We start from the raw sequence: 25,743 nt of genomic DNA, 5'->3' as shown, positions 1-25,743 counted from the left end.
GCGCTAGCACTCGCGAGCTATACCCGCTTGAGGTAGAAGTACAGGTGCCGGGGTGTACCGGAGCTGGTGTCGAGCGCGCCCTTGCCGTTCATGATGCCGACGACGGCGTTCTCGTCGACGACCTTGAAGTGGTCGTGCACGGGTGCGCCGTCGTAGACCATGGAGGCCGTCACCTCGCCGCGGAACTCCTCCATCCACAGGCTGGCCTCACCCTTCATCGCCTCGGTGTTGGAGAACTTGTTGCCGTCGGCGTCCAGGCATACCAGAGGCTTGGCGTCGGTCGCGGAGTGAAAGGTCTTGCCGAACCAGTTGAGCCGCTCCATGAACCCGTTGGCCTTATGGCCGGTCTGGAATTCGCCGCCCTGCCACTCGCCGATCATGAAGTCGATGGTGGCGGGCGTAAGCGTCGCCCAGAGCTCGTCGAGTTCGGCGTCGGAGATGGTGCCGGTGCGCTCTTTGAGCTCGGCGAAGGCCTCGCGGGCGTCGCTCATGTCTGTCCTATCCATCGGCGGGCGAAATCGAGGAACGCGTCGTTCTCGTGCGTCGCGGCGACGGTGACGCGTACTCCGTCGTCGCCGTAGGGCCGCACGATGATGCGGTTGTCCGCCGACGCCTCGGCGAACTGCTGGGCCCGCCCCTGCAGGGGGAGCCAGACGAAGTTCGCCTGTGAGTCGGGCACGCTGTAGCCGGCTGCGCGCAGCTCCGCGGTGACCCGTGCGCGTTCGGCGACGACGGTGTCGGTGCGCTCGAGCAGTTCGTCGGCGGCGTCGAGGGACGCGATCGCGGCGGCCTGGGAGACGCTGGTCGCGGTGAACGGCACGTACACCTTGCCGATCGCGGTGATGAGGTCCGGGTCGCCCACGGCGTAGCCGACCCGCAGACCCGCCAGGCCGTAGGCCTTCGAAAATGTCCGTAACACAACGAGGTTGGGATGGGCACGAACCAGACCCAGGCTGTCGGGCACCATCGGCTCGCGGATGTACTCAACGTAGGCCTCGTCCAGTGCGATCGCGATGTGCGCCGGCACCGCGGCGACGAAGCGGGCGAGCGCATCGGGCGCCACGACGGTGCCCGTCGGGTTGTTCGGATTGCACACGAAGATCAGCCGGGTGCGGTCGGTGATCGCGGCCAACATCGCGTCGAGGTCGTGCGTGTGGTCGGTCAGCGGCACCGGCACGGGTGTGGCCCCCGCCGTTCGCACCTGCAGCGGGTAGATCTCGAAGCTGCGCCAACCGAACAGCACCTCGTCGCCGACGGTCGAGGTGATCTGGATCAACTGCTGACACAGGCTGACCGACCCGCAGCCGACCGATATGTGCTCGGGGGCGAAGCTGACGTGTTTGGCGATTCGCTCGCGGAGATCGACGTAGCCGTTGTCCGGGTAGCGGTTGATGTTGCCGACGGCGTCCTCGATCGCGGCCCGCACGCTCGGAAGCGGCGGATCCACGGTCTCGTTGCTGGCGATCTTGATTGCGCCGGGAACGGTCCTGCCGGGGGTGTAGGCGGGCAGATCAGCCAGTTCGGGGCGCAGCCGGACGGTCACTGCACCAGTTTATGGGTCGGCCGAATGCGCTTTGCCTCGTGCGGTAGCCCATGTGTACGCTGTCGGATCGGCGGTAATCGTCGGGAGGCGTGCCAGAGCGGCCGAATGGGGCTCACTGCTAATGAGTTGTCGCCCTCAAAGGCGACCGGAGGTTCAAATCCTCTCGCCTCCGCCAAGGCTGGCAGCGTCAGCCGGACAACTGAAGAAAGACCAGCGCCCGTAGCTCAACGGATAGAGCATCTGACTACGGATCAGAAGGTTAGGGGTTCGAATCCCTTCGGGCGCGCTTTTTCTCTGCCGCCGACTCTGAAGCTGTGTTCGACCTTCAGGCCGGATATCGCGAACAGCCTCAGTTTCGGCGGCGATGTCGGGCGCCACTAGATTGGCAGCCATGCGGCTGTTGTTGATCGCCGATACTCACGTTCCCAAGCGCGCCAAGGACCTGCCCACGCGGGTGTGGGACGAAGTGACGAAGGCAGACGTCGTCGTGCATGCAGGCGATTGGGTGGAGCCGTCACTGCTCGATGCGCTCGAGGCTCGGGCCAAGCGGCTCGTCGCGTGCTGGGGCAACAACGACGGCGCCGAACTGCGCCGCCGACTGCCCGAACGAGCCGATGTCACACTCGGCGGCCTGCGCTTCACCGTCGTCCACGAGACCGGCGCGGCGACCGGCCGCGAGGCACGCATGGCCAAGGCCTACCCGGACACCGACGTGCTGATATTCGGCCACAGTCACATCCCGTGGGATACGACGACGAAAACCGGTCTGCGACTTCTGAACCCGGGTTCGCCGACCGACCGCCGGCGCCAGCCCCATTGCACGTACATGACGGCCACCGTGCGAAACGGCTCGCTCTCCAACGTCATCCTGCACGCCTTGGAACGCCGTGCGTGACCGGCCGGCGCGGGTCGCCGACGTCCACGCGATCGCCGCATCGATGCCGCATGCCAAGCGCATCGAGGGCCCCAAGGGCAACCCGATCTACCAGGTTGGCGGCAAGTCATTCGTGTTCTTCCGCACTCCTCAGCCCGACGCCGAGGATCCGGAGACCGGCGAACGCTATGCCGACGTGATCATGATCTGGGTGGAATCGGAGATGGACAAGCTGGCGCTCGTCCAGGATCCCGACTCGCCGTTCTTCACCACCGACCGCTTCGAGGGCCATCCCTCGGTTCTGGTGCGCGCCAGCCGCTTACGGGAGATCGGGAAGGTCGAGCTGACCGAACTCGTCCAGGATGCGTGGCTCTCGCGCGCTTCGAAACGCCGGGCCGATCGGTGGCTGACCGAGCACCAGGGCTGACGAAGGCTACTTCGGCGGGACGTTCGCGTGCTCGGCGCCGCAGATGAACACGGCCATCCGGGCCGGTGTGTCGCCGGGGTTCTTCCAGCGGTGCCGCGCCCCGTTCTGCACCACGGTGTCGCCCGGTTGCAGGGTCACTTCGGCGCCGTCGTCGAGTTCGAGCACGACCGTGCCCTCGAGCACCACCTCGAAGTCGACGGTGTCCGTGGTGTGCATGCCCGGGTCGGTGTAGTCCATGTAGCCGAGCATCCCCGGCAGCTTCTCCTCCATCTCGGCCATCGCCTCGTCGATGTCGAGGGCCTCCGGGGCTTGGGCGCCGTGTGACGGCGGCAGCGTCAGGATCGCGAACCGGAAGCCACCGATGGGCGGAAAGTAGTTGTGCCACTGGGGCATGGAACCGTCATCGGGAAGCGGCACGTCTGGTCGCTGCCCCACAGCAGATGGTTCTCGAAGCCCGGCATCAACATGGTTTCCATCGGTGCGACGCTGTCGTCGCTGACGAAGACGGACTTTCCGGACGAATCGTGACCGGTCACCACTCGACGTACTTGCATGGGGTCAGTGAACCAGCCCCGCGCCGACGTGGGGATGAATATCGTGTCGCCATGCAGCAGAAACCCCCCACCGCCGTCATCGAGTCCGCGCACCGCGAGCAGCTGACGGCCCTGCCGTTCGACGACACCGCGGACTTCGACAACGCCGACCGTGGGTTCATCGCGGCTTTGGACCCCTGTGTGATCAAGGCGGCCGACGGCCGGGTGGTCTGGGACAACGACACGTACTCGTTCCTTGATGGGGACGCGCCGCCGTCGGTGCATCCCAGCTTGTGGCGACAGAGCCGGTTATGCGCCAAACAGGGCCTCTACGAAGTGGTCGAGGGCATCTACCAGGTGCGCGGATTCGACCTGTCCAACATCACCTTCGTCGAGGGCGACACCGGCGTGATCGTCATCGACCCGTTGATCTCCACGGAGACCGCCGCGGCGGCGCTGGCGCTCTACCGCGAACACCGCGGGGATCGAGCCGTCACAGCGGTTATCTATACCCACAGCCACGTCGACCATTTCGGCGGCGTCCTTGGCGTCACCTCACAGGCCGACGTGGACGCGGGCCGCGTCGCGATCATCGCGCCCGAGCACTTCACCGAACACGCCGTGCAGGAGAACGTATACGCGGGCACCGCGATGGGCCGTAGAGCCAGCTACATGTACGGCGCACTGCTGGCGCGTGGACCGCAGGCCCAGGTGGGATGCGGGCTGGGACAGGTGACGTCGACGGGTGAAGTGGCGCTGATCGTTCCGACGGTCGACGTTCGGCAGACCGGCGAGACGCACACGGTCGACGGCGTCGAGATCGAGTTCCAGATGGCGCCGGGTACCGAGGCACCCGCCGAGATGCATTTCTACTTTCCGAAGTTCCGCGCGCTGTGCATGGCCGAGAACGCCACCCACAACCTGCACAACCTGCTGACGCTGCGCGGCGCGCTGGTGCGTGACCCGCACGGATGGGCCGGCTACCTCACCGAGGCCATCGACGCGTTCGCCGACCGCACCGACGTCGTGTTCGCGTCCCACCACTGGCCGACGTGGGGACGCGACCGCATCGTCGAATACCTTTCGCTGCAACGGGATCTGTACGCCTACTTACACGACCAGACGCTGCGCCAACTGAACCAGGGGTTCACCGGTATCGAGATCGCCGAGGACTTCGTGCTTCCCCCTGCGTTGCAGAACGCGTGGCACGCGCACGGCTACTACGGCTCGGTCAGTCACAACGTCAAGGCCGTCTATCAGCGCTACATGGGCTGGTTCGACGGCAATCCGGGGCGGCTGTGGGCGCATCCGCCGGAAGCCGCAGGCCCTCGCTACGTCGAGGCTATGGGCGGCCTGGACAACGTGGTCGACATCGCGCGCAAGGCCTTCGAGCAAGGTGACTACCGTTGGGCAGCAACGCTCTTAGACCATGCGATGTTCACCGACGACCAACATTCCGCCGCCCGCGAACTGTACGCCGACACCCTCGAACAACTCGCCTACGGCGCCGAGAACGCGGTGTGGCGTAACTTCTTTCTTTCCGGAGCGACCGAACTGCGCGAGGGCAATTTCGGCACTCCCACCCAAACCACGTCGACGTCGATGGTCGCGCAACTGACCCCCGAGCAGATCTTCGACGCGCTAGCAATCTCTGTGAACGGTCCGCGGGCGTGGGATCTCGACATTGCCATCGACGTCACCTTCGGCGACACCGCGACCAATTACCGGCTGACGTTGCGCAACGGCGTGCTGGTGCACCGCAAGGTTGCCGCCGACCAGGCGTCGGCCCAGGCGACCGTCAAAGTGGCCACCAAGCTGCGGCTGCTGGCGCTCGCGGCCGGCGACGACAGCTCACCAGGCTTGGACATCTCCGGCGACACCGGCGCCCTGCAGTCGCTGATCGGCGTGCTGGACCGCCCCGACCCGGCGTTCAACATCGTCACGCCGTAACCGCAGCCCCGCCGGGTGTGGGGTCGATGCACGCTTGCCAGCGTCAGGGCGTGTGGGTAACCCACGTTCGGCGGAAGTGGGTTAAGGCATGCCGCCGTCGACGCGGATGATCGAACCCGACGTGTAGCTCGACGCGTCCGACATCAGATACAGTGCGGCACCGACGATCTCGGGTGGCTCACCCAGCCGCTGCAACGCGAAGTGTTGCGCGCCCTTCTGCGTCGCCGGGATGTCCCAGGCCTTGCTGATGTCGGTGAGGAACGGGCCCGGCATCAACGTGTTGACCCGCACCGTCGGGCCGTACGCCAGCGCCAGCCCCTCGGTCAGCGCGTTGAGCCCCGCCTTGGCCGCCGAGTACGGGAGCTGCTCGGGGCGGGGCCGGCGCGAACCGCTCGAGCTCACGTTGATGATCGAGCCGCCGCCATCGGCGACCATGCGCTCACCGACCAGCGTCGACAACCGGAACGGGCCCTTCAGGTTCAGGTTGATCACCGAGTCGAACAGCTTCTCCGTGACCGAGGGAAGCGACTCGTACAGCGGCGACATCCCCGCGTTGTTGACGAGCACATCCACCTTGCCGAACCGTTCGTAGGCCGCGTCGACCAACCCGTCGAGCTCATCCCAGCGTCCGACGTGCACCTGGTAGGGCATCGCGGCGCGGCCGGTCGCCGAGGCGATCTCGTCGGCCGTCGCCACACACGAGTCGTACTTGCGGCTGGCGATCACCACATCCGCGCCGCACCGCGCAGCGGCGAAAGCCATCTCCTTGCCAAGTCCCCGGCTTCCGCCGGTGACCAGCACGACGCGGCCGGAGAGGTCGAAGAGCTCGGTCGCGAAATCCTTGTCGGCGCCCATGGCCATATGGTGGCACGGTGCAGTTGCTCATCATTCGACATGCGTTGCCTCTTCGCAGCGAGCCGGGGCAGGGCTCTGACCCCGACCTGTCCGAGGAAGGCATCGAACAGGCCAAACGCCTGCCCGACGCGTTGGCGCGCTTCCCCATCTCACGGTTGGTCAGCAGTCCGCAGAAGCGCGCGATCCAGACCGCGGAGCCGGTCGCCGAGGCGCTCGGCCTGTCGATCGACATCGACGACCGGCTCGCCGAGTACGACCGCGACCTCTCGCACTACACGCCGGTCGAGGAGATCTCCGAGGAGGACATGCGTCGCCTGGCCAACGGTGAGCTGCCCAGCGGCGTCGACCAGTCGGCGTTCATCGCCCGGGTCAAGGCCGGGGTCGACGACATCGTCAAGGCCGCAGACCGGGAGGACACCGTCGCGCTGTTCAGCCACGGCGGCGTCATAAACGCGCTGGTTCACGACGTCATGGGCACCGAGCGCCTGCTGTGCGTGCAGGTCGACTACGCCGGCATCACTCGGTTGTTGTGGTCGTCGTCGCGCGAGACATTCTTCGTCGCGGGAATCAACTCCACCGAGCACGTATGGGACCTGCTGCCCAGAAATCAGCAGTGGTAGACATTTTCCAATGACCGCTGAGCCGCGCCCCTCCAAGCCCGCCCGACTCGAAGGGCTCGACCTCCACGCCCTGGACCGTCATCTGCGTTCGGAGGGCATCGCCCGCTCCGGTGACCTGCGCGCTGAGTTGATCTCGGGCGGCCGCTCCAACCTGACCTTTTTGGTGTTCGACGACCAGTCGAAGTGGGTGCTGCGCAGGCCTCCGCTGCACGGTTTGACGCCGTCGGCGCACGATATGGGCCGCGAGTACAAGGTGATCTCAGCGCTGCAGAACACCGCCGTGCCCGTCCCTCGCGCGGTGACCATGCGCAACGACGACTCGGTGCTCGGCGCACCGTTCCAGATGGTCGACTACGTCGAAGGGCGGGTCATCCGGCACACATCCGAACTCGAGGCTCTCGGCGACAAGTCCGACATCGAGGCCTGTGTCGACGCGTTGATCAAGGTGCTCGCCGACCTGCACGCCCTGGACCCCGAGGAGGTCGGCCTCGGCGACTTCGGCAAGCCCACCGGATACCTCGAGCGTCAGGTGAAGCGCTGGGGTGGGCAGTGGGAGTTGGTGCGCCGAGATGGCGACGAACGCGATGACGACGTCAAACGGCTGCACACCGCGCTCGGGGAGGCGATCCCTGCGCAGAGCCGCAGCGCGATCGTGCATGGTGACTACCGCATCGACAACACGATGCTCGACGCCACCGACGGCAGCAAGGTGCTCGCGGTGCTGGACTGGGAGATGTCGACCCTGGGCGATCCCATCAGCGATGCCGCGCTGATGTGCGTGTACCGCCACCCCATGTTCAATCTGGTGCACGCCGACGCGGCGTGGGCGTCACCGCTTATCCCACCGGCAGATCAACTCGCGCAACGGTATTCGGTAGCATCGGGTCAGCCGCTGGACCATTGGGAGTTCTACATGGGCCTTGCGTACTTCAAGCTCGCGATCATCGCGGCGGGCATCGCCTACCGCGGTCGCGTGGGCGGTGCGCCGCCCGACTTCGTCACGATGGTCGACGACGCGGTCGCTCCGTTGATCGACGCCGGACTCGAATCGCTGGGCTAACTAGCGGAGCGCGGCTTTGTAGTTCTTCTTGGCGGCGCGACGCAGTTGGACCATGCGCGCCATGCCCGCCAGCGCGGCGATGAGACCACCGCACACCGCGGCGAGCAGGATCGCCACCCCCAACGGCAGCTGCCACTGCCAACCGAAGAAGGCGAACTCAGCCGACTCGGTGTTCTGCGCGATGAAGATCAGCAGGACGATCAGAATGAGGAAGCCGCCGATGACCGCGGACCACAGCGCCGCTGCACGGGTGAAGTGAACTTTGTTGACCGACGGCGACGTGTGATCAGCGATCTCGCTGTCCGTCGGCGGGACCGGCGGCCCGGGATTGGGTGGACCGTAGGGCTCAGGTTCGTTCTGCGCTGACGGACCATACGGATCGGTGCTCATGGGTCCAAGTTTGCCCCTTCCCGGCCCCGACAAACGGCATTTGACGTGGACGGTCGAATCGCGCGCCGGACAAACCGCGCGTAGCTGCGGCGATGCCGATACTGTCGAAATCATGACCTCGATGCCGCGACGCCGGCGCGTGCCGTTCGCCGTGGCGGTGATGGTTCTCGCGCTCCTGATGAGCACGGCCTGCGGCAGCTCGAACCCGCTCGGCGGCGGCGAGATCTCCGGTGACCTCAAGACGATCGCGGTGGGGTCGGCAGACTTCACGGAGTCCAAGATCATCGCCGAGATCTACGCCCAGACGCTGGAGGCCAACGGCTTCACGGTGCGTCGACAGTTCGGGATCGGCAGCCGTGAGACCTACATCCCCGCCGTGCAAGACCACTCGATCGACCTGATCGGTGAATACACGGGCAACCTGCTGCAGTACTTCGACGAGGACACCACCGCCACCACCCCCGACGCCGTCCTGCTCGCACTGCTCAAGGTGCTGCCCGGTGATCTGTCGATCCTGTATCCGTCTCCGGCCGAGGACAAGGACACCCTGGCGGTGACCGAGGCGACCGCGCAGCGGTGGAACCTCAAGACCATCGGCGACCTCGCCGAGCACTCGCCGGAAGTGAAAGTCGGTGGGCCATCGGAGTTTCAGACGCGGGTCACCGGCCTGGTGGGGCTCGAGGAACGGTATGGGCTCGACATCGCACCGGCGAACTTCGTCGCCATCAGCGACGGTGGCGGGCCGGCGACCGTGCAGGCGCTCACCAGCGGGGCGATCACCGCCGCCAACATCTTCAGCACGTCACCGGCGATCGAGCAGAACAATCTCGTCGTGCTCGAAGATCCCGAGAACGTGTTCCTCGCGGCCAATGTCGTGCCGCTGGTTGCGTCGCAGAAGATGTCCACCGAACTCAAGACGGTGCTCGACGCGGTCAGTGCGAAGCTGACCACCGAGGCTTTGATCGAGCTCAACACCTCGGTCGAGGGAAACCGCGGCATCGACCCGGACGAAGCGGCGCAGAAGTGGATCGCGGAGAACGGATTCGACAAACCGGTGCAGAAGTGATCGAGTTCTCAAACGTCACCAAGCGTTACCCGGACGGCACCGTCGCGGTCGACGATCTCACCCTCGAGGTGCCCGAGGGAACGTTGACGGTCTTCGTCGGCCCGTCGGGCTGCGGCAAGACCACGTCCATGCGGATGATCAACCGGATGATCGAGCCCACCTCGGGCACCCTGACCGTCGACGGACGCGACGTCACCAAGGTTGACCCGGTCAAGCTGAGGCTCGGCATCGGCTATGTGATCCAGAGCGCGGGCCTCATGCCGCACCTGCGGGTGGTCGACAACGTCGCCACCGTCCCGGTGTTGCAGGGTGAATCACGGCGCAGCGCACGGCGATCCGCACTCGAGGTGATGGAACGGGTCGGCCTGGACGTCAAGCTCGCCGACCGCTACCCGGCGCAACTGTCCGGTGGTCAACAACAGCGTGTCGGGGTGGCGCGGGCGCTCGCCGCCGACCCGCCGATCATGCTGATGGACGAACCGTTCAGCGCAGTCGACCCCGTCGTGCGGGAGGAGCTGCAGGCCGAGATCGCCCGTCTGCAAAGCGAACTGCGCAAGACCATCGTCTTCGTCACCCACGACATCGACGAGGCGGTCAAGCTCGGCGATCGCGTCGCGGTGTTCGGCCGCGGCGGGGTGCTGCAGCAGTACGGCGAACCGTCGTTCGTCCTGTCCAATCCGGCCAACGAGGAGGTGGCCGCGTTCGTCGGCGCCGACCGTGGATACCGCAGCCTGCAGTTCTTCCACACGTCGGGGCTGCCGCTGCACGACATCGGCCACGTCGACGAAGGCGATGTCGAAGCGCTGGAGTTGGGGCCCGGTGATTGGAGGCTGGTCACCAAGGACGACCGGAAACCGTTCGCCTGGATCAACGTTGACGGTGTGGCCCTGCGCCGCGCCGGAAAGTCGCTCTACGACAGCACGATCGCCGGTGGTTCACTGTTCCGGCCCGACGGGACGCTGCGCAACGCGCTCGACGCCGCGCTGTCCTCGCCTAGCGGGATGGGGGTCGCCGTCGACGACGACGGCCGGCTGATCGGCGGGGTGAGGGCCGACGACGTGCTGGTCGAACTCGACAAGCAACGCCGGGTCCCGGAGTTGGGCTAGCGGATGCGCTATCTGCTCACGCACCTCGACGACCTCTGGGCGCTGACGGTGATCCATCTGCGCCTGTCGCTGATCCCCATCGTGCTCGGCCTGATCATCGCAGTACCGGTTGGCGCCGCGGTCCAGCGCACCACCACGGTGCGGCGCCTGACCACGATCACCGCCAGCATTGTCTTCACCATCCCGTCGCTGGCGCTGTTCGTCGTCCTGCCGCTGATCATCCCCACACGCATCCTCGACGAGGCGAACGTGATCGTGGCGCTGACGCTCTACACCGTCGCCCTGCTGGTGCGGGCGGTGCCGGAGGCGCTTGACGCGGTGTCGCCGACGGTGCGCGACGCCGCGACGGCGGTCGGATACCGACCCCTGACGAGGATGGTTAAAGTCGAACTGCCCCTGGCGGTTCCGGTCCTGATCGCCAGCTTGCGCGTGGTCGCGGTCACCAACATCTCGATGGTCGCGGTCGGATCGGTTATCGGCATCGGCGGGCTGGGCACCTGGTTCACCGAGGGCTACCAGGCGAACAAGAGCGATCAGATCATCGCGGGCATCATCGCGATCTTCGTGCTCGCGATCGTCATCGACACCCTGATCATGCTGGTCGGTAAGGCACTCACACCGTGGACGCGCGCGACCCGCGGTGTGCCGGTGTGGCGCAGGCTCAAGGCAGCGTCGTGACGGGTCCGATGGCGTTTCTGCAGGAGGCGATGTCCTATCTGTTCACCACGGCCAACTGGAGTGGGCCCGCCGGGTTGCTCGCCCGCACCGTAGAACACCTCGAGTACACGGTGCTCGCGCTGTTCTTCTCGGCGCTCATCGCCATTCCGGTCGGCATGTTGATCGGACACACCGGCCGCGGAACCTTCATCGTGGTCACCGGTGTCAATGCGCTGCGCGCGCTGCCCACGCTGGGTGTGCTGCTGCTCGGTGTGTTGCTGTGGGGGCTCGGGCTGGTACCCCCGACCGTCGCGCTCATGCTGCTGGGCATTCCACCGCTGCTGGCGGGCACCTATGCAGGCATCGCCAACGTGGACCGCACGGTCGTCGACGCCGCCCGCTCGATGGGCATGACCGAACGACGCATCCTGCTGCGGGTGGAGACGCCGATCGCGATGCCGTTGCTCCTGGGCGGACTGCGGACCGCCACGCTGCAGATCGTGGCCACCGCAACCGTCGCCGCATACGCCAGTCTCGGCGGGCTGGGCCGCTACCTGATCGACGGCATCAAGGTGCGCGAGTTCCATCTGGCCTTGGTCGGCGCGCTAATGGTGACGGCGCTGGCGTTGCTGCTCGACGCCGCGCTCGCGTTCGCGGTGTGGGCCTCGGTGCCGGGAACCGGGCGACTGCGAAGCCGTCGGCGCATGCCCCAGCCGTTTCTCGGCGACGAAGTCGTTCTCGAATCCCGTCCCCGCGCAACATCACAGCGCGGCCGAAAAAGCAACGGCCCAGCACGTTACCAACGAGGGGACCCTTCGCATACGGTATAGGGGTGAGTGAAGCAGGCGGCTCCGAGAAGACATGGCCGGCGATCCTGACTTGGCGGGCGCACGACGTCCCGCGAATGGAATCGGTCCGGGTGCATGTCTCGGGCAACCGCATCAAGGCCTACGGCAGGATCGTCGCCGCCGCGACGCCCTTTCACCCGGCGTTCTCCGCTTCCTACGACTTGGTGACCGATGAGGCCGGCGGTACCAAACGGCTGTCCATGACCGTCACACTCGCCGAGCGCGAGCGGCAGCTGTCGATCGCCCGCGACGAAGAGAACATGTGGCTGGTTCAGCAGCACACCGGGGAGACGCGCCGCGCCGCCTACGACGGCGCGCTGGACGTCGACGTGATCTTCAGCCCGTTTTTCAACGCCCTGCCGATTCGGCGTACGGGCCTCTACCAGCGGTCGGATTCGATCAGCTGCCCGGTGGTGTATGTGCGACTGCCGGAACTGTCGGTGGAGACGGCGGTGATCAGCTACAGCAGCGCCGAAGACGGCATCAAGCTGCATACGCCCGTCGCCGACACCACAATCAGCGTCGACTCGGACGGGTTCATCCTCGACTATCCAGGGTTGGCAGAGCGGATCTGATCACCCCGCCGGCGCGGCCCGCCGCGGCCAGTTCCTCGCGCCACTGTTCTTCACCGACGACGATCGTGACGATCCCCGGCCTGTCGAAGCTGTCGTAGCGAATCCTGGCGGCGTGCCCGGAGTCGATGAGCTCGGTCAGGGGTCTGCGCGCGGCGAGCGCATCGCGGGCGTCGGTGAGCAGTTCCAGCGTGCGGTCCAACACCGGCAGCAGTTCGTCGGCATTGGCCTCGCACATCGCCCGCACCAGGTCCGGCGCGGTGGCGGCCACGCGGGTGCCGTCGCGGAACGAGCCGGCCGCCAGCGCGAACGCCAGCGGTACCTCCCCGGCGGTGGCTGCGAGCGCCTCGGCCAGCAGGTGGGGCAGATGAGAGATCGTCGCGGCGGCCGCGTCGTGTTCATCTGAGCGGGCAGGGACGACGACCGCGCCGCAGTCCAGCGCCAGGTTCATGACCAGCGTCCACACCTGCGGGTCGACATGATCGTCGACGCAGACGACCCACGGCGCGTCGACGAACAACCGGGCGTCGCCCGCCGCCCAACCCGAGTGCGCGGTGCCCGCCATCGGGTGACCGCCGACGAATCGCTCGAGCAGACCGTATGTCTGGACCTCTTGCAGCACAGTGGCTTTCACGCTTATCACATCGGTCAGCGGACAGTCCGGGGCGGTGTCGCGAATGTGGCCCAGCATCTGGCCCAGGGCGGGTACCGGCACCGCCAACACGATCAGCGCGTTATCGGCCGCCGCCCGCTTCAGCGCGGCGTCGAGGTCCTCGGTGGCGTCGAACCCGTCGGCGGTCGCCGCTTGGACGCCTTCCAGTGACCGGTTGTAACCGAACACCTCGCGCCCGGCGGCCGTCGCTGCGCGCATGACCGACCCACCGATCAGGCCGAGGCCGAGCACGCAAACCGGGGTGTTGGTCACCCGTCAAGGTTGGCATACCGATCGCGGTCGACCACGTCAGGATCGGCGTCGATACTGGAAAAGGGGGGTGCGGGCGCGTTAAGGACATGGAAAAGGGCATGGTCGGCGACTACCGTAGGCCGACATGGGAGCACAGCGTGCACAAGCGCGGGAGCAGTCCACGGACACTCCCGACGGCTTCGGCGTCGCTGTCGTCCGTGAGGACGGCAAGTGGCGATGCGCGCCGATGCGCAGGGCTGCCCTGACCAGCCTTACCGACGCCGAGCGGGAGTTACGCGAAATCCGCAGCGCGGGAGCGGTGTTCGGGCTGCTGGACATCGACGACGAGTTCTTCGTCATCGTGCGCCCCGCCCCCTCTGGCGCGCGGCTGTTCCTGTCGGATGCCACCGCCGCGCTGGACTACGACATCGCCGCCGAAGCCTTGGAGATGCTCGACGCCGACATCGAGCCCGAGGAACTCGAGGAGGCCGAACCGTTCGAGGAGGGCGACCTGGGTCTGCTCTCCGACATCGGGCTGCCCGAGGCCGTGCTCGGCGTCATTCTCGACGAGTCCGACCTCTACGCCGACGAACAGCTCGGCCGGATCGCGCGCGAGATGGGCTTCGCCGACGAGTTGTCGGCCGTACTCGACCGGATGGGTCGGTGATTGCGCACGACGCCCGATGACGAGGCGCTGATCCGCGCCGCCCTCGCGGCTGCCCGCACCGCCGGTCCGCGCGACGTGCCCATCGGGGCGGTCGTCGTCTCCGCCGACGGCACCGAACTGGCGCGCGCCGCCAATAAGCGCGAAGCGCTCGGCGACCCGACCGCGCACGCCGAGATCCTCGCGATCCGGGCCGCCGCGGCGGTGCTCGGCGACGGTTGGCGGTTGGAGGGGACCACGTTGGCGGTCACCGTCGAACCCTGCACCATGTGCGCGGGCGCGCTGGTGATGGCGCGGGTGGCGCGGGTGGTGTTCGGCGTCTGGGAACCCAAGACGGGGGCTGTCGGATCGCTGTGGGATGTGGTGCGCGACCGGCGGCTGACACACCGCCCCCAGGTGCGCGGCGGCGTGCTGGGCGACGAATGCGCGGCGCCGCTGGAGGCGTTCTTCTCCCGGCAGCGATTGGAGTAGACCGGTGTGCGCCCGGTAAGCTGCCACACGGTGGCGTGTCCGAGCGGCCTAAGGAGCACGCCTCGAAAGCGTGTGACGGGTAACCCCCGTCCGAGGGTTCAAATCCCTCCGCCACCGCCACAACGATTCAGGCGTTATTGTCAGGATCTGTCACTGAAGCAGAGGTCGAGGCGACCGCGGTGACCAACCCGAGAGAATTGGTATATGCGCGCGCTTCATGACCAGGATCCGTGGGCCTCGGCCGGTGGTGGTACGGCGTTGCGCCCGTTCTTCGTCCTCCTCGTCGAGGACGACCGCGGCGACGCGATTCTTGTCGAGGAGTTGATCGCCGACGCCGACTCCACCATTCGGGTCGTGTGGGCGTCGTCGATGGACGATGCCGAAAAGCATCTGGAGGTCTCCCGCCCCGACTGCGTGCTGCTCGACCTGAACCTTCCGGACGCCGACGGCATGAAGGCCCTCGATCGGATCGCCCGACGTGACATCACGATGCCGGTCGTCGTGTTGACCGGTCTCAACGACGAGCACTTCGGCATTTCCGCCGTTGCGGCGGGCGCTCAGGACTATCTCGTCAAGGGCCGCGTCGAACCGGAGACGCTGCGCCGCGCGCTGCTCTACGCCGTGGAACGCAAACGCGCCGAGCTGACGTCGGTGGAACTGCACGCCAGCGAGATGCGCGCCATGGAGAACGCCCGCCTGGAGCGTGGATTGCTGCCGTCGCCGTTGCTACTCGACCCGCCGACGGTCGACATCATCGCGGAGTATCGTCCCAGCCGTCAGCACACTCTGCTCGGCGGTGACTTCTACGATTTCATCCAGACGCAGGACGGCACCGTGCACGTCATGGTCGGCGACGTGGCTGGTCATGGACCCGACGAGGCCGCGCTCGGCGTAGCGTTGCGAATCGGTTGGCGCGCGTTGACCTTCGCCGGTTTGCGCGGAAACAACCGGATGACCCAGCTGGAGCGGATCCTGAGCACCGAGCGCCCGGGATCGAGCATTTTCGCGACGGTCATCAGCGTGGCGATGTCCCCAGACGGTTTGGGATTCGATGTCGTGTCGGCCGGCCATCCCGGCATGCTGGTCCATGGGCCCAACACGGTGGAGTGGCTGGAGCCGAAGGTGGGTCCGGCTTTGGGGCTCTACGGACGTGAGTGGCCGCTGAACAGATTCGATCTGCCGCCCGATCACGGCCTGGTGCTTCTCACCGACGGATTGTTCGAGGGGCGCTCCGGGCAAGGAACCGAACGCCTCGGCGAGGCAGGCCTGCTCGAAGTGGCCAGGGGCTATGCGCACCTGCCTGGCCGCGAGTTCGTCACCGCCCTGATCGACGACGTCGAGCGCCGCGCGCAATCGGTCGGCGGTATCAGCGACGACATCGCGGTGGTGCGGGTGGAGCGGACGATCACCGGATGAGAGGTCGCCTCACCGTCCAGGGGTGGCAGAACCTCGTGCTGTCCTTGATGGGCGTGGTGGTCATCGGCGGCGCGATCGTGGGTGCGCTGCTGTTGAACCGGACCGACGAGGTCTCGCGCGAGCTGAACTTCGGTATCCAGCCCGCGCGCGTGGCGGCGTATCAGCTGCAGGCGGCCCTTCGCGATCAGGAGACGGCAGTCCGCGGTTACGCGATCGCCGCCGATCTCCAATTCCTCGATCCCTACTTCGAGGGCCAGCAGGTCGAAAATGAGGCGGTGCGGCAGATCCGCGAGGGAATCGGCCACCGGGAGAAGCTCATCAGCGACCTGGAAGCGATCGAAAAGGCCGCGGCCGAGTGGCGCTCGACGTACGCCGAGCCGCTGATCGACTCGGTGACGCCCGGCGCGCCGAAAGTTCTGGACGCCGCCACCGCCGAACGGGGCAAACAGGGGTTCGACGCGTTGCGCGCGCTGTTCGACACCCAGAACCGCGACCTGTCAAAGGCGCGCCAGGATGCGGTCGACGAGCTCGCCGCGGTGCAGACCTGGCGAGACACCCTGCTGATCACGATCATCGTGGCGTTCTTCGTCGCCGGTATCGTGCTGGCGGTATTGGTGCGCAAGGCCGTCACGCGGCCGCTCGAGCGGCTCGCCGCCTCGTGCCGCAGGATCACCGAGGGCAACTTCGACGAGAAGATTTCGGTGCGCGGCCCACGAGACATTCAAATGATCGCCTCGGATGTGGAGGACATGCGGCAGCGCATCGTCGACGAGCTGGCGGCGTCGCGGTCGGCAAGGGAGCAACTGGGCGAGCAGGCGCTGGAGCTGCAACGGTCGAACGCCGAACTCGAACAGTTCGCCTACGTGGCCTCGCACGACCTGCAGGAGCCGCTGCGCAAGGTGGCCTCGTTCTGCCAGCTGATCGAAAAGCGCTACGGCGACAAGCTCGACGAGCGCGGCGCCGAATACATCCGCTTCGCGGTCGACGGCGCCAAGCGCATGCAGGTGCTGATCAACGACCTGCTCACCTTCTCCCGCGTCGGCAGGCTCAGCTCGACCGAAGCCGACGTCGACCTCGATGCCGTGCTGGCCGACGCGATCGACAACTTGGCCGCCTCGATCGAGGAATCCGGCGCCGAGGTGGTCCGCACCGGAGAGCCGCTGCCCACCGTCAAGGGCGACCCGACGCTGCTGACGATGCTGTGGCAGAACCTGATCGGCAACGCGGTGAAGTTCCGTCGGCCCGACGCCGCGCCGCGGATCGTCATCGACTGCGCGGTCGGCGAGGGGACCCGCGAGGGCGCGTGGCTCTTCACGGTCACCGACAACGGGATCGGCATTCCCGAGGAGTTCGCCGAGAAGGTATTCGTGATCTTCCAGCGCCTGCACGGCCGTGAGATCTACACCGGGACGGGTATCGGCCTGGCGCTGTGCAAGAAGATCGTCGAGCACCACGGCGGTAACATCTGGATCGACACCGGCCACACCGAGGGCACCAGGTTCCGCTTCACCATTCCCTGCGTCGTCGACGAGCCCGTAGCGGCCGAAATGGAAGGATCAACTGCATGACACTGGACGGCCGGGCGATCGACGTGCTGCTCGTCGAGGACGACCCGGGTGACGAGCTGATCACCCGAGAAGCATTCGAGCACAACAAGATCAAGAACACTCTGCACGTCGCGCACGACGGCGAGGAGGGGCTCGACTTCCTTTACCGCCGAGGCAAGTACGCCGACGCGCCGCGGCCCGACCTGATTCTGCTCGACCTGAACCTGCCGAAGTACGACGGCAGGCAGTTGCTCGAGCAGATCAAGTCCGACGCCGAACTCAGCCACATTCCCGTGGTGGTGCTCACCACTTCATCGGCGGAGGAAGACATCCTGCGCAGCTACAAACTGCACGCCAACGCGTATGTCACCAAGCCTGTCGATCTCGATCAGTTCATGAACGCCGTCCGTCAGATCGACGAGTTCTTCGTTCAGGTGGTTCGGCTGCCCAACTCCTGACCGCCGCGTTGGTCGTCGGTCACGTCGAAGTCGATGCGCACGGTGGTGCCCGAGGTCGATTTCCTGACCTCCACACCGTTGCCGACCGCGCGGATGATCGGAAGGCCGCGCCCGCGGGTCGTCGGCTCCGTGCTGGGCGTTCGCCACTGTCCGTGATCGGAGACACAGACCACTATCCGCCCGTCCTCGACGGCCGCTTCGACCACCATCTCCCCTTCGGGGGAGTCCTGGTAAGCATGTTCGACGCAGTTGGTAGCGGCCTCGTTGACCGCGAGCACGATGTCGGCGCTCACGTCGTCGGGCACGCCGATCGGTTCCATCCACCCGGCCAAACTGCGGCGAATCTGTGCCAGTCGATCCGCGGTGGCCGGGACCTCGATCCTCAGGGGGTCTGCCGGCCGCAGACGCACATCGATCACCACGCCCGTGGTTGTACCCCGCTTGCCCCGATTCCTCACGTATGGCACGCATCCGCTTGGGTCTCAAAACAATAGCGAGGCGCAGATCACACACGCGGACGACGAAATGCGACCCGGTGCGCGTACCGATGGCCGTCAGTCGTAGAAGATCACCTGATAGTCGGGTGTCCACGCACCCTGTTTGCAGCTCAGCGGGATGCCGTCGGGGGTCTGGGCCACTCCGGTCGCATCCCCGCACGGCAGACGGTTGGTGCGGATGCCGACCAGCGGTGGCGACGAGACCCAGGTGCTGCGCGAGTTGCACGCCAGCGTGTTGCCCGAGGCGTCGATCCCGAAGTTGTAGCGGGTGTTCTGCACGCAGTGCGTGCCCTCCACCGCGCTCCGGTCGACGTACGGAACACAGTCGGCGCCGTCGCAGTAGCCGGGGGACGCCGGCGCATTCGCGGCGGTCATCAGCGGTGCGGCGACGAATCCGCACGCGAGCGCAGCTGCAGCCATGAGCCTCATAGGTGGCTAGCCTAAGTGCCCCGCATCGACGATGGACACGGAATAGGCTCTTAAGCCATGAAGCCGGTGATGGTTACCCTGGTCGCCGCCGCGGGCGCGGCTGCGTTGATCTCCGCTCCGACGGCCAATGCCGATGCGGTCGCGTATCTGGTCAACGTGCATGTACGTCCGGGATACAACTTCCCCAACGCCGACGCCGCCCTCGGCTACGGCAGGACGATCTGCGACCGGGTGGCGGGCAAGATGAGCTACGGCCAGCTGGTGGACCAGGTGACCGCCGACTTCCACACGACCGACAAGTATCAGGGCGCCTACCTGATCAACCAGGCGGTCAACGAGCTGTGCCCGGCACAGATCTGGCAGTTGCGCCAGTCGGCCGCTGGCTACACCGGATGAAAAACGGCGGCGTCCCTGTCGGGACGCCGCCTTCTCTCACGCTCGATGGTCTGCCTACGGGCAGGTGACCTCGATCTCGAAAGGCTTGTTGACCGGTTGCAGCGGGTTGGCCATGTCGACGCCCGTGGCGGTACCGCTGATCTTGTACGTCTTACCGTCCTTCTCGGCCTTGGCCTCGCCCTGACCCGCACCGCTCTGGTAGCCGAGCGTCACGCCGTTGACGTTGCCCAGTCCGACCGACTGCACGGTCGGCTCGTCGCCGGAGCTGACGACCGCTCCGATGCCGGTGGTGGCGTCGCCGATCGCGATGTTCGTGTTCCCGCCCATGTCACTGCACACAACGGTGCCCTGGACGGCTTGATCTTGACCGTCGATCGTGACGGTGGTCTTGCCCTCGGCCGCTGCGGCGGTCGATGTCTCACCCGAAGTTTCGGACTTCTTCTCACCCGAGGAACAGCCGGATAGACCGGCGATGACAATCGCCGCGCCGCCGATGGCGACCACGAAACCACGCTTCACCCTGTTCTCCTTTGTGTGTGTGACCCGTCAAGATCGGATCATCCGAAAGCAGTATGGGTTCGCGGCAACCGGCCAACAGCGTTTCTGGCAAAAATTGATCATCCGCCCCAGTGACTGCTCAGCAGGACACCTGGATGCTGAAAGTACCGTTGGCCCGGAAGCTGGGGTTATCGGTGTTGAAGCCGTCGGCTTCACCTGAGATGTCGTAGGTCCGGCCCGTCATGGAAACCTGGGCAATGTCCGCCGGATCGGACGTGGCGCCCACCCCGGCCGTGTAGCTGCCGGTGAATCCGCCGATGTTGTTGATCCTGACCGACTCGACGGTCAGGGCTTCCTGGTTCGAGACCATCGCGGTGACTCCGGACCTCTCGTCGCCCGTGGTGATGGTGGTGAGGTATCCCGTCGTGTCGCACTGCACCGCGTCGGTCGTGCCCTCGTCGTTGCCGTTGACCGTGACCTGCGCCGTGCCCGCGACCAGTTCGCCCTTCGGCGGTGTGTAATCCGCGGGACTGCTCGAACATGCGGCCGGCGCCAGCACGATCGCGGCGGCACAACACGTCGGCACCCACCGATTTCTCACAGTGCAGAATCTACGGCGTGGCCGTGCCGAAATCTCCCGCTCCGAAAGAGTCGTCGGCCCCGTTTTTCAGCGTGACGGCCCAACTGCCCGGCCGGGCCGGCCGCGCCGGCGTCATCCGCACCCCGCACGGTGAGATCAGAACCCCGGCGTTCATTCCCGTCGGCACGCAGGCGACCGTCAAGGCGGTGCTGCCGGAAACCATGAAAGAACTTGGTGCGCAGGCTCTTCTGGCGAACGCCTATCACCTGTACCTGCAACCCGGCCCGGACATCGTCGACGAGGCCGGGGGATTGTCGGCGTTCATGAACTGGCCGGGTCCGACGTTCACCGACAGCGGCGGCTTCCAGGTGTTGTCGCTGGGCGCGGGCTTTCGCAAAGTGCTGGCGATGGACGCCGAGCGCGTCCAGGCCGACGACATCATCGCCGAAGGCAAGGAGCGACTGGCCAACGTCGACGACGACGGGGTGACGTTCCGATCGCATCTGGACGGGTCCACGCACCGGTTCACTCCCGAGGTGTCGATCCGGATCCAACATCAGCTCGGCGCGGACATCATCTTCGCTTTCGACGAGCTGACCACTCTGGTCAACACCCGCGGATACCAGGAGCGGTCGGTGCAGCGGACGCACGACTGGGCGGTGCGCTGTCTGACCGAGCACCGGCGGCAGCGAGAGGCGCGGCCGGACAAGCCCGAGCAGGCGTTGTTCGGTGTCGTGCAGGGCGCCCAGTACGAGGATCTGCGCAGACAGGCCGCCCGCGGTCTGGTCAAGATCGGCGCACAGGCGGGGCCCGCCGAGGGCCTCGAATTCGACGGTTACGGCATCGGCGGCGCCCTGGAGAAACAGAACCTCGCCACGATCGTCGGATGGGTGGTCGACGAACTGCCCGCCGACAAGCCCCGCCACCTGCTGGGCATCAGCGAGCCCGACGATCTGTTCGACGCGATCGCCGCGGGCGCCGACACGTTCGACTGCGTGTCTCCGTCGCGGGTCGCCCGCAACGCCGCGGTGTACTCGACGACCGGTCGCTCCAACATCACCAACGCTCGGTTTCGTCGGGACTTCACCCCGATCGACGCCGACTGCGACTGCTACACCTGCGCCCACTACACCAAGGCCTACATTCACCACCTGTTCAAGGCCAAGGAGATCCTGTCGGCGACGCTGTGCACCATCCACAATGAGCGGTTCGTGGTGCGGCTGGTCGACCGCATCCGCGCGGCCATCGAAACGGGTGAGTTCGACGAGTTGCGCGCCGACGTGCTGGGCCGGTACTACGCGACACGAACGCCCTGACACTCATGGCGCGAACGTGGGTTACCCGCACGCTGTCGGGTGTCGGAGCGTGCATCAAGGCCACTCTCGGCGGGATAGCGTCTAGCGCATGCGGATTCTGCTGATCGGCGCCGGCGGAGTGGGCGCGGCCTTCTGCTCGATCGCGACGCGACGCGACTTCTTCGACACGCTCGTCGTCGCCGACTACGACGAGGACCGGGCCCGGCAGGCCGCCGACGCGGTGGGCGATGCGCGGTTCGTCTCCGCGCGGGTCGACGCCACCTCCGCCGACGCCGTCGCCGACCTGGTTCGCACCCACCGGATCACCCATGTGATGAACGCGGTCGATCCGCGATTCGTGATGCCGATCTTCGACGGCGCGCTGGCCGGCGGCGCCGATTACCTCGACTTGGCGATGAGCCTGTCGCGGCGCCACCCGGAGCAGCCGTACGCGCTCACCGGGGTCAAGCTGGGCGACGAGCAGTTCGCCGCAGAGGAGCGCTGGCGCGACGCCGGCCGGCTGGCGTTGGTGGGCATCGGTGTCGAGCCTGGGCTGTCGGACGTGTTCGCGCGCTACGCCGCCGACCACCTGTTCGCCGAGATCGATGAGCTCGGTACCCGCGACGGGTCGAACCTGACCGTCGACGGTTACGACTTCGCGCCGTCGTTCTCGATCTGGACCACCATCGAGGAGTGTCTCAACCCTCCGGTGATCTGGGAGGCCGACCGGGGTTGGTTCACCACCGAACCCTTCAGCGAGCCAGAGGTTTTCGACTTTCCCGACGGTATCGGCCCGGTCGAGTGCGTGAACGTCGAGCACGAAGAGGTGCTGCTGATGCCGCGCTGGGTCAAATGCAAACGCGCGACATTCAAGTACGGGCTCGGAAACGAATTCATCGACGTGCTCAAGACCCTGCACAAGCTCGGGCTCGACCGCACCGAGAAGGTGACGGTCGGGGGAGTCGAGGTGAGCCCCCGCGACGTGGTGGCGGCATGCCTGCCCAATCCCGCCACGCTCGGGCCGAAGATGCGTGGAAAGACCTGCGCTGGGCTGTGGGTGACGGGAACCGGCAAGGACGGCAACCCCCGCTCGACCTACCTGTACCACGTCGTCGACAACGAATGGTCGATGGCCGAATACGGGCATCAGTGCGTGGTCTGGCAGACGGCGATCAATCCGGTTGTCGCACTTGAGCTTCTGGCCAACGGCACCTGGAGCGGCAGCGGTGTGCTGGGCCCGGAGGCCTTCGATGCGGTGCCGTTCCTGGACCTGTTGAGGGCCTACGGCTCGCCGTGGGGCCATAAAGAGTTGTAGCGCGAACGTGGGTTACCCGCACGCGTCGAGGCCGGTGAGTGTGTGTCGATCCCACACTCGGCGCGGTAGGTTCTCGCCATGCCGATCGAGCTCACCGCCGTGCAGGCCGCCGCGCGACTCGCGACCGACGACACATTGGGCATACCGCTGGGTCCGGGCCAACCGCCGGCGTTCCTGCGCGCGCTGGGCGAACGCGACGACTGGACGAACCTTCGCGTCTACGGGGCGCTGCTGGCGGTCGGCACCGAACTGTTCGCCCGCCCCGGCGTGCGCTATCTGTCGGGTTTCTACGGTCCGCTCGAACGGGCCCTGCGGGACTCAGACGCCGATGTCGAGTTCGCGCCGGCGGACTTTCGCCGCTTCGGCCCGCTGCTCGAACGCCAGTCTCCGCGGGTGATGACGACCGTCGCCACACCGCCGGACGCCGACGGCTGGTGCTCGCTGGCCCTGCACGCCGGTGGCACGGTCAACGAATTGCACCGCGCCGGAGCCGATCCCGATCGCATGCTGATCGTCGAGACATCCTCGGCCTACCCGCGCACGTTCGGGCTCGGCGACGAGCACCGGCACGCGTTGCACGTCGACGAGATCGACATCCTCGTGCACTCGGCCGACGCGCCGCTCTCACTTCCGGGCGCGGCCCCCACCCAGGCCGATGTCGCGATCGCGCGGCACGCCGTCGCCTTCATCCGGCCCGGCGCGACGTTGCAGACGGGAATCGGTTCGATCCCCAGCCAGATCGCGGCGTTGCTGGCCGAGGGCGACGGCGGCGAATACGGTTTGCACAGCGAGATGTTCACCGACGGCTGTATGCAACTGCATCGTGCGGGCAAGGTCACCAACACCGGCAAGGGCATCTACGACGGCGTGAGCGTGACGACGTTCGCGTTCGGCTCGGCGGATCTGTACACCTGGCTCGACGGCAACCACGACGTCGCGTTCCTGCCGGTGGAGATCGTCAACGCACCCGAGGTGATCGCCGCCAACCACGAGATGGTGTCCATCAACGGCGCGCTCGCGATCGACATCGGCGGTCAGGTCGTCGCCGACACCATCGACGGCAACCAGTTCAGCGGTGTCGGCGGTGCAGAGGATTTCGTCGCCGGCACCGGTCTCGAATTGTCGGACCGCTCGCTGATCTGTCTGCCGTCGACGTATGAGAAGAACGGACAACTGCATTCGCGGATCGTGCCGTGGTTCGGGCCTGGCGCGGTGATCACCACGCCGCGACACCATGTCGACGTGATCGTCACCGAGTACGGCGCCGCGGAGCTAGAGGGCGCGACCGTCCGCGAACGCGGTGAGGCGCTCGCCGCGATCGCGCATCCGCAGTTCCGCGACGACCTTCTCGCGGCGGCCGAACGTGTGTCGAAGGGACGCTCGCCCGTCGCCTGATGTCCTTCCTTCCCGCGAGCGACCGCGTCTGCCCGCGACACGCCGCGCAGCGCCGTACATAAGCGGTCCCTCGCACAGGATCTAGTCGGGCCGATAGATCCACGGTGTCCGCGGAAGCGCGGCCGGATCGAACTCGGCGAGCATGCCCTCGACGTCCCGAGCCCGCCAGCCCAACGATTCGCTGATCTGGGCGAGCGCCCGCGGCACGCCGATCTCGGCCAGCGTCACCGCCCCGTCGCGTTTGGCCAACCGGGCGCCGTCCGCGTTGAGCACCAGCGCAACGTGGGCGTACACCGGCTCGGCGTATCCGAGCATCCGCGCCAGATACGCCTGCCGCGGCGACGAGGGCAGCAGATCGTCTCCCCGCACCACCTGGTCGACGCCCTGTGCCGCGTCGTCGACAACGACCGCGAGGTTGTAAGCAGGCACCCCGTCTCCGCGGCGCACTACGAAGTCGTCGACGATGCCGGTGTAGTCGCCGTGCAGCACATCGTGAACGGTGTGCACGATCGCGTCGGTGCGCAACCGCAGCGCGGGCGGGCGCCCTGTTTTGGCCCGCCGCGTGGCGCGCTCGTCGTCGGTGAGGTCGCGGCACGTGCCCGGGTAGGCCCCCTGCGGTGCATGCGGTGCGCGCGGAGCCTGCGCGATATCCCTTCGGCTGCAATAACATTCGTAGAGCAGGTCACGGCCTTTCAATCCTGCGATCGCGGCGTCGTAACGCGAGCGGTGTTCGGACTGCCACTCCACGACGTCCCACGTCACCCCGATCGTCGCCAAATCGGAAAGTTGGCGCCGCCCGACATCGGCGAACGTGCGGTCGTCGAGGTCGTCGACGCGCATGACAAACCGACGGCCGGTGGAGCGGGCGAACAACCAGGCGAGGATTGCGGTGCGCAGGTTTCCGATGTGCAGGTCCGCCGAGGGGCTCGGGGCGAACCTGCCGGCGGTCACCCGTGCAATGTAGCTACTGGGTAGCTACTGGCGCTCCCACGGCGGGTCGTCGCCCATCTTCCTGTAGTACTTGGCGAGGTGGCTTTTCACCCGGTCGATGTCGTCCTTCGGCAGATCGATACCGCCACGGGCGCCGTCCATGATCGCGCCCGCCGCCATCACCCCGCGGGGCACGACCTTCAGACTGTCGCCGATCACGTCGGCGATCAGCAGTTTGTAGGCGGTGAAGTTGTCCTTCTTGTCGCTGTCGTACCAGACGTGCGCATTGCGGTACTTCTCGTTCGGTTCGTCCTGCGCGTCGGCCCACTTGCGGACCCGTTTCTCGGCGGCGTCGCCGTCCCAGTCTCGGTCCCGCTCAGCCAGCGGTAGATCCTGAAATGCGGTTACGGACATGGCAGAGAAGTGCCCACCCGTCGGTCTCGTGAA

31 protein-coding genes and 3 tRNA genes are annotated in these 25,743 nt (G+C 66.6%); 22 read left to right on the top strand and 12 right to left on the bottom strand.

Annotation, left to right across the window (positions count from 1 at the left end):
* Positions 1–17 precede the first annotated feature (17 nt).
* Complete coding sequence (locus AAHH99_RS02725; RefSeq protein ID WP_418767283.1) at positions 18–491, bottom strand: DUF4334 domain-containing protein; 474 nt, start codon at positions 489–491, stop codon at positions 18–20.
* Complete coding sequence (locus tag AAHH99_RS02720; protein ID WP_418767282.1) at positions 488–1,543, bottom strand: pyridoxal phosphate-dependent aminotransferase; 1,056 nt, start codon at positions 1,541–1,543, stop codon at positions 488–490. The genes AAHH99_RS02725 and AAHH99_RS02720 overlap by 4 nt, the downstream gene beginning before the upstream one ends.
* A gap of 83 nt (positions 1,544–1,626) precedes the next feature.
* Here AAHH99_RS02720 and AAHH99_RS02715 point away from each other — a divergent pair.
* The 4 genes from AAHH99_RS02715 (at position 1,627) to AAHH99_RS02700 (ending at position 2,844) form a co-directional block, all read left to right on the top strand.
* Positions 1,627–1,718 (top strand) — tRNA-Ser (locus AAHH99_RS02715).
* 38 nt (positions 1,719–1,756) lie between these two features.
* Positions 1,757–1,829: transfer RNA gene (locus tag AAHH99_RS02710), tRNA-Arg, on the top strand.
* Between the two features lie 105 nt (positions 1,830–1,934).
* On the top strand, positions 1,935–2,438 hold the full coding sequence (locus AAHH99_RS02705) for a metallophosphoesterase family protein (RefSeq protein ID WP_418767281.1): 504 nt from the start codon (positions 1,935–1,937) through the stop codon (positions 2,436–2,438).
* On the top strand, positions 2,431–2,844 hold the full coding sequence (locus AAHH99_RS02700; RefSeq protein ID WP_418767280.1) for an MmcQ/YjbR family DNA-binding protein: 414 nt from the start codon (positions 2,431–2,433) through the stop codon (positions 2,842–2,844). The genes AAHH99_RS02705 and AAHH99_RS02700 overlap by 8 nt, the downstream gene beginning before the upstream one ends.
* A 6-nt stretch (positions 2,845–2,850) precedes the next feature.
* On the opposite strand, the gene AAHH99_RS02695 is transcribed toward AAHH99_RS02700, so the two are convergent.
* Positions 2,851–3,261, bottom strand: coding sequence for a cupin domain-containing protein (locus AAHH99_RS02695; RefSeq protein WP_418767279.1), 411 nt, complete (start codon positions 3,259–3,261; stop codon positions 2,851–2,853).
* A 188-nt stretch (positions 3,262–3,449) separates the two neighbouring features.
* On the opposite strand from AAHH99_RS02695, the gene AAHH99_RS02690 reads away from it, so the two are divergent.
* Positions 3,450–5,327 carry an alkyl/aryl-sulfatase gene (locus AAHH99_RS02690; RefSeq protein WP_418767278.1) on the top strand — a complete coding sequence of 626 codons (1,878 nt, stop codon included), beginning with the start codon at positions 3,450–3,452 and terminating at the stop codon, positions 5,325–5,327.
* Positions 5,328–5,408: 81 nt separating this feature from the next.
* Here AAHH99_RS02690 and AAHH99_RS02685 read toward each other — a convergent pair whose 3' ends face one another.
* On the bottom strand, positions 5,409–6,182 hold the full coding sequence (locus tag AAHH99_RS02685; RefSeq protein ID WP_418767277.1) for an SDR family NAD(P)-dependent oxidoreductase: 774 nt from the start codon (positions 6,180–6,182) through the stop codon (positions 5,409–5,411).
* Between the two features lie 17 nt (positions 6,183–6,199).
* On the opposite strand from AAHH99_RS02685, the gene AAHH99_RS02680 reads away from it, so the two are divergent.
* Together AAHH99_RS02680 and AAHH99_RS02675 are read left to right on the top strand one after the other, a co-directional pair.
* Positions 6,200–6,802, top strand: a complete 603-nt coding sequence (locus tag AAHH99_RS02680; RefSeq protein WP_418767276.1) for a histidine phosphatase family protein — start codon at positions 6,200–6,202, stop codon at positions 6,800–6,802.
* A 10-nt stretch (positions 6,803–6,812) separates the two neighbouring features.
* Positions 6,813–7,862: a phosphotransferase family protein gene (locus AAHH99_RS02675; RefSeq protein ID WP_418767275.1), complete on the top strand. Its 1,050-nt coding sequence runs from the start codon at positions 6,813–6,815 to the stop codon at positions 7,860–7,862.
* Here AAHH99_RS02675 and AAHH99_RS02670 read toward each other — a convergent pair whose 3' ends face one another.
* Complete coding sequence (locus AAHH99_RS02670; protein WP_418767274.1) at positions 7,863–8,252, bottom strand: LapA family protein; 390 nt, start codon at positions 8,250–8,252, stop codon at positions 7,863–7,865.
* Between the two features lie 112 nt (positions 8,253–8,364).
* Here AAHH99_RS02670 and AAHH99_RS02665 point away from each other — a divergent pair, with 112 nt between their 5' ends.
* The 5 genes from AAHH99_RS02665 to AAHH99_RS02645 are packed head-to-tail and all read left to right on the top strand — an operon-like array spanning position 8,365 to position 12,504.
* Entirely contained in the window at positions 8,365–9,318 is a 954-nt protein-coding gene (locus tag AAHH99_RS02665; RefSeq protein WP_418767273.1) for an ABC transporter substrate-binding protein, read from the top strand.
* Complete coding sequence (locus AAHH99_RS02660; protein ID WP_418767272.1) at positions 9,315–10,424, top strand: ABC transporter ATP-binding protein; 1,110 nt, start codon at positions 9,315–9,317, stop codon at positions 10,422–10,424. The genes AAHH99_RS02665 and AAHH99_RS02660 overlap by 4 nt, the downstream gene beginning before the upstream one ends.
* A gap of 3 nt (positions 10,425–10,427) precedes the next feature.
* Positions 10,428–11,102 (top strand): ABC transporter permease, encoded by a 675-nt coding sequence (locus AAHH99_RS02655; RefSeq protein WP_418767271.1) that lies wholly within the window; start codon positions 10,428–10,430, stop codon positions 11,100–11,102.
* A gap of 8 nt (positions 11,103–11,110) precedes the next feature.
* The gene (locus tag AAHH99_RS02650; protein WP_418767580.1) at positions 11,111–11,911 is read left to right on the top strand and encodes an ABC transporter permease; all 801 of its coding nucleotides are present in this window, start codon (positions 11,111–11,113) and stop codon (positions 11,909–11,911) included.
* A gap of 2 nt (positions 11,912–11,913) precedes the next feature.
* Positions 11,914–12,504, top strand: coding sequence for a putative glycolipid-binding domain-containing protein (locus AAHH99_RS02645; protein WP_418767270.1), 591 nt, complete (start codon positions 11,914–11,916; stop codon positions 12,502–12,504).
* Here AAHH99_RS02645 and AAHH99_RS02640 read toward each other — a convergent pair.
* Entirely contained in the window at positions 12,467–13,426 is a 960-nt protein-coding gene (locus AAHH99_RS02640) for a prephenate dehydrogenase (RefSeq protein WP_418767269.1), read from the bottom strand. The two genes, AAHH99_RS02645 and AAHH99_RS02640, sit on opposite strands and share 38 nt — an antisense overlap.
* 124 nt (positions 13,427–13,550) lie before the next feature.
* Between AAHH99_RS02640 and AAHH99_RS02635 the strand changes: the two genes are divergently transcribed.
* The 6 genes from AAHH99_RS02635 (at position 13,551) to AAHH99_RS02610 (ending at position 17,961) form a co-directional block, all read left to right on the top strand.
* Entirely contained in the window at positions 13,551–14,072 is a 522-nt protein-coding gene (locus tag AAHH99_RS02635) for a tRNA adenosine deaminase-associated protein (RefSeq protein WP_418767268.1), read from the top strand.
* Positions 14,073–14,540: a nucleoside deaminase gene (locus AAHH99_RS02630; protein ID WP_418767267.1), complete on the top strand. Its 468-nt coding sequence runs from the start codon at positions 14,073–14,075 to the stop codon at positions 14,538–14,540. It begins immediately after the preceding gene.
* Positions 14,541–14,569: 29 nt separating this feature from the next.
* Positions 14,570–14,660: transfer RNA gene (locus tag AAHH99_RS02625), tRNA-Ser, on the top strand.
* 84 nt (positions 14,661–14,744) lie between these two features.
* On the top strand, positions 14,745–15,956 hold the full coding sequence (locus AAHH99_RS02620; protein WP_418767266.1) for a PP2C family protein-serine/threonine phosphatase: 1,212 nt from the start codon (positions 14,745–14,747) through the stop codon (positions 15,954–15,956).
* Positions 15,953–17,524: a sensor histidine kinase gene (locus AAHH99_RS02615; RefSeq protein ID WP_418767265.1), complete on the top strand. Its 1,572-nt coding sequence runs from the start codon at positions 15,953–15,955 to the stop codon at positions 17,522–17,524. Before AAHH99_RS02620 ends, AAHH99_RS02615 begins: the two co-directional genes overlap by 4 nt.
* Complete coding sequence (locus AAHH99_RS02610; protein ID WP_064394836.1) at positions 17,521–17,961, top strand: response regulator; 441 nt, start codon at positions 17,521–17,523, stop codon at positions 17,959–17,961. Before AAHH99_RS02615 ends, AAHH99_RS02610 begins: the two co-directional genes overlap by 4 nt.
* Here the strand turns inward: AAHH99_RS02610 and AAHH99_RS02605 are convergent.
* Together AAHH99_RS02605 and AAHH99_RS02600 are read right to left on the bottom strand one after the other, a co-directional pair.
* The gene (locus AAHH99_RS02605) at positions 17,934–18,383 is read right to left on the bottom strand and encodes an ATP-binding protein (RefSeq protein WP_418767264.1); all 450 of its coding nucleotides are present in this window, start codon (positions 18,381–18,383) and stop codon (positions 17,934–17,936) included. The genes AAHH99_RS02610 and AAHH99_RS02605 overlap by 28 nt on opposite strands.
* Positions 18,384–18,515: 132 nt before the next feature.
* Positions 18,516–18,887, bottom strand: coding sequence for a hypothetical protein (locus tag AAHH99_RS02600; RefSeq protein WP_418767263.1), 372 nt, complete (start codon positions 18,885–18,887; stop codon positions 18,516–18,518).
* Between the two features lie 57 nt (positions 18,888–18,944).
* Between AAHH99_RS02600 and AAHH99_RS02595 the strand changes: the two genes are divergently transcribed.
* A complete protein-coding gene (locus tag AAHH99_RS02595) occupies positions 18,945–19,283 on the top strand; it encodes a DUF732 domain-containing protein (RefSeq protein WP_064394833.1) in 339 nt (112 codons plus the stop codon).
* 54 nt (positions 19,284–19,337) lie between these two features.
* Here the strand turns inward: AAHH99_RS02595 and AAHH99_RS02590 are convergent, their stop codons facing one another.
* The gene (locus AAHH99_RS02590) at positions 19,338–19,802 is read right to left on the bottom strand and encodes a lipoprotein LpqH (protein ID WP_418767262.1); all 465 of its coding nucleotides are present in this window, start codon (positions 19,800–19,802) and stop codon (positions 19,338–19,340) included.
* 118 nt (positions 19,803–19,920) lie between these two features.
* Entirely contained in the window at positions 19,921–20,382 is a 462-nt protein-coding gene (locus AAHH99_RS02585) for a lipoprotein LpqH (protein ID WP_418767261.1), read from the bottom strand.
* 17 nt (positions 20,383–20,399) lie between these two features.
* Between AAHH99_RS02585 and tgt the strand changes: the two genes are divergently transcribed.
* From tgt to AAHH99_RS02570, 3 genes are all read left to right on the top strand, one after another.
* Positions 20,400–21,677 (top strand): tRNA guanosine(34) transglycosylase Tgt, encoded by a 1,278-nt coding sequence (gene tgt / locus AAHH99_RS02580; RefSeq protein ID WP_418767260.1) that lies wholly within the window; start codon positions 20,400–20,402, stop codon positions 21,675–21,677.
* Positions 21,678–21,765: 88 nt separating this feature from the next.
* The gene (locus tag AAHH99_RS02575) at positions 21,766–22,971 is read left to right on the top strand and encodes a saccharopine dehydrogenase family protein (protein ID WP_418767259.1); all 1,206 of its coding nucleotides are present in this window, start codon (positions 21,766–21,768) and stop codon (positions 22,969–22,971) included.
* Positions 22,972–23,049: 78 nt separating this feature from the next.
* On the top strand, positions 23,050–24,366 hold the full coding sequence (locus AAHH99_RS02570; protein ID WP_418767258.1) for an acetyl-CoA hydrolase/transferase family protein: 1,317 nt from the start codon (positions 23,050–23,052) through the stop codon (positions 24,364–24,366).
* 81 nt (positions 24,367–24,447) lie between these two features.
* Here the strand turns inward: AAHH99_RS02570 and gluQRS are convergent, their stop codons facing one another.
* Both gluQRS and AAHH99_RS02560 read right to left on the bottom strand, forming a co-directional pair.
* Positions 24,448–25,317 (bottom strand): tRNA glutamyl-Q(34) synthetase GluQRS, encoded by an 870-nt coding sequence (gene gluQRS / locus AAHH99_RS02565; protein WP_418767257.1) that lies wholly within the window; start codon positions 25,315–25,317, stop codon positions 24,448–24,450.
* Positions 25,318–25,341: 24 nt separating this feature from the next.
* Positions 25,342–25,710 carry a hypothetical protein gene (locus tag AAHH99_RS02560; RefSeq protein WP_064416048.1) on the bottom strand — a complete coding sequence of 123 codons (369 nt, stop codon included), beginning with the start codon at positions 25,708–25,710 and terminating at the stop codon, positions 25,342–25,344.
* Positions 25,711–25,743 lie beyond the last annotated feature (33 nt).

Source organism: Mycobacterium neumannii, from assembly GCF_048452905.1.
GTDB classification, from domain to species: Bacteria; Actinomycetota; Actinomycetes; order Mycobacteriales; family Mycobacteriaceae; genus Mycobacterium; species Mycobacterium neumannii_B.
This window is presented reverse-complemented; position numbering and strand designations above follow the sequence as displayed.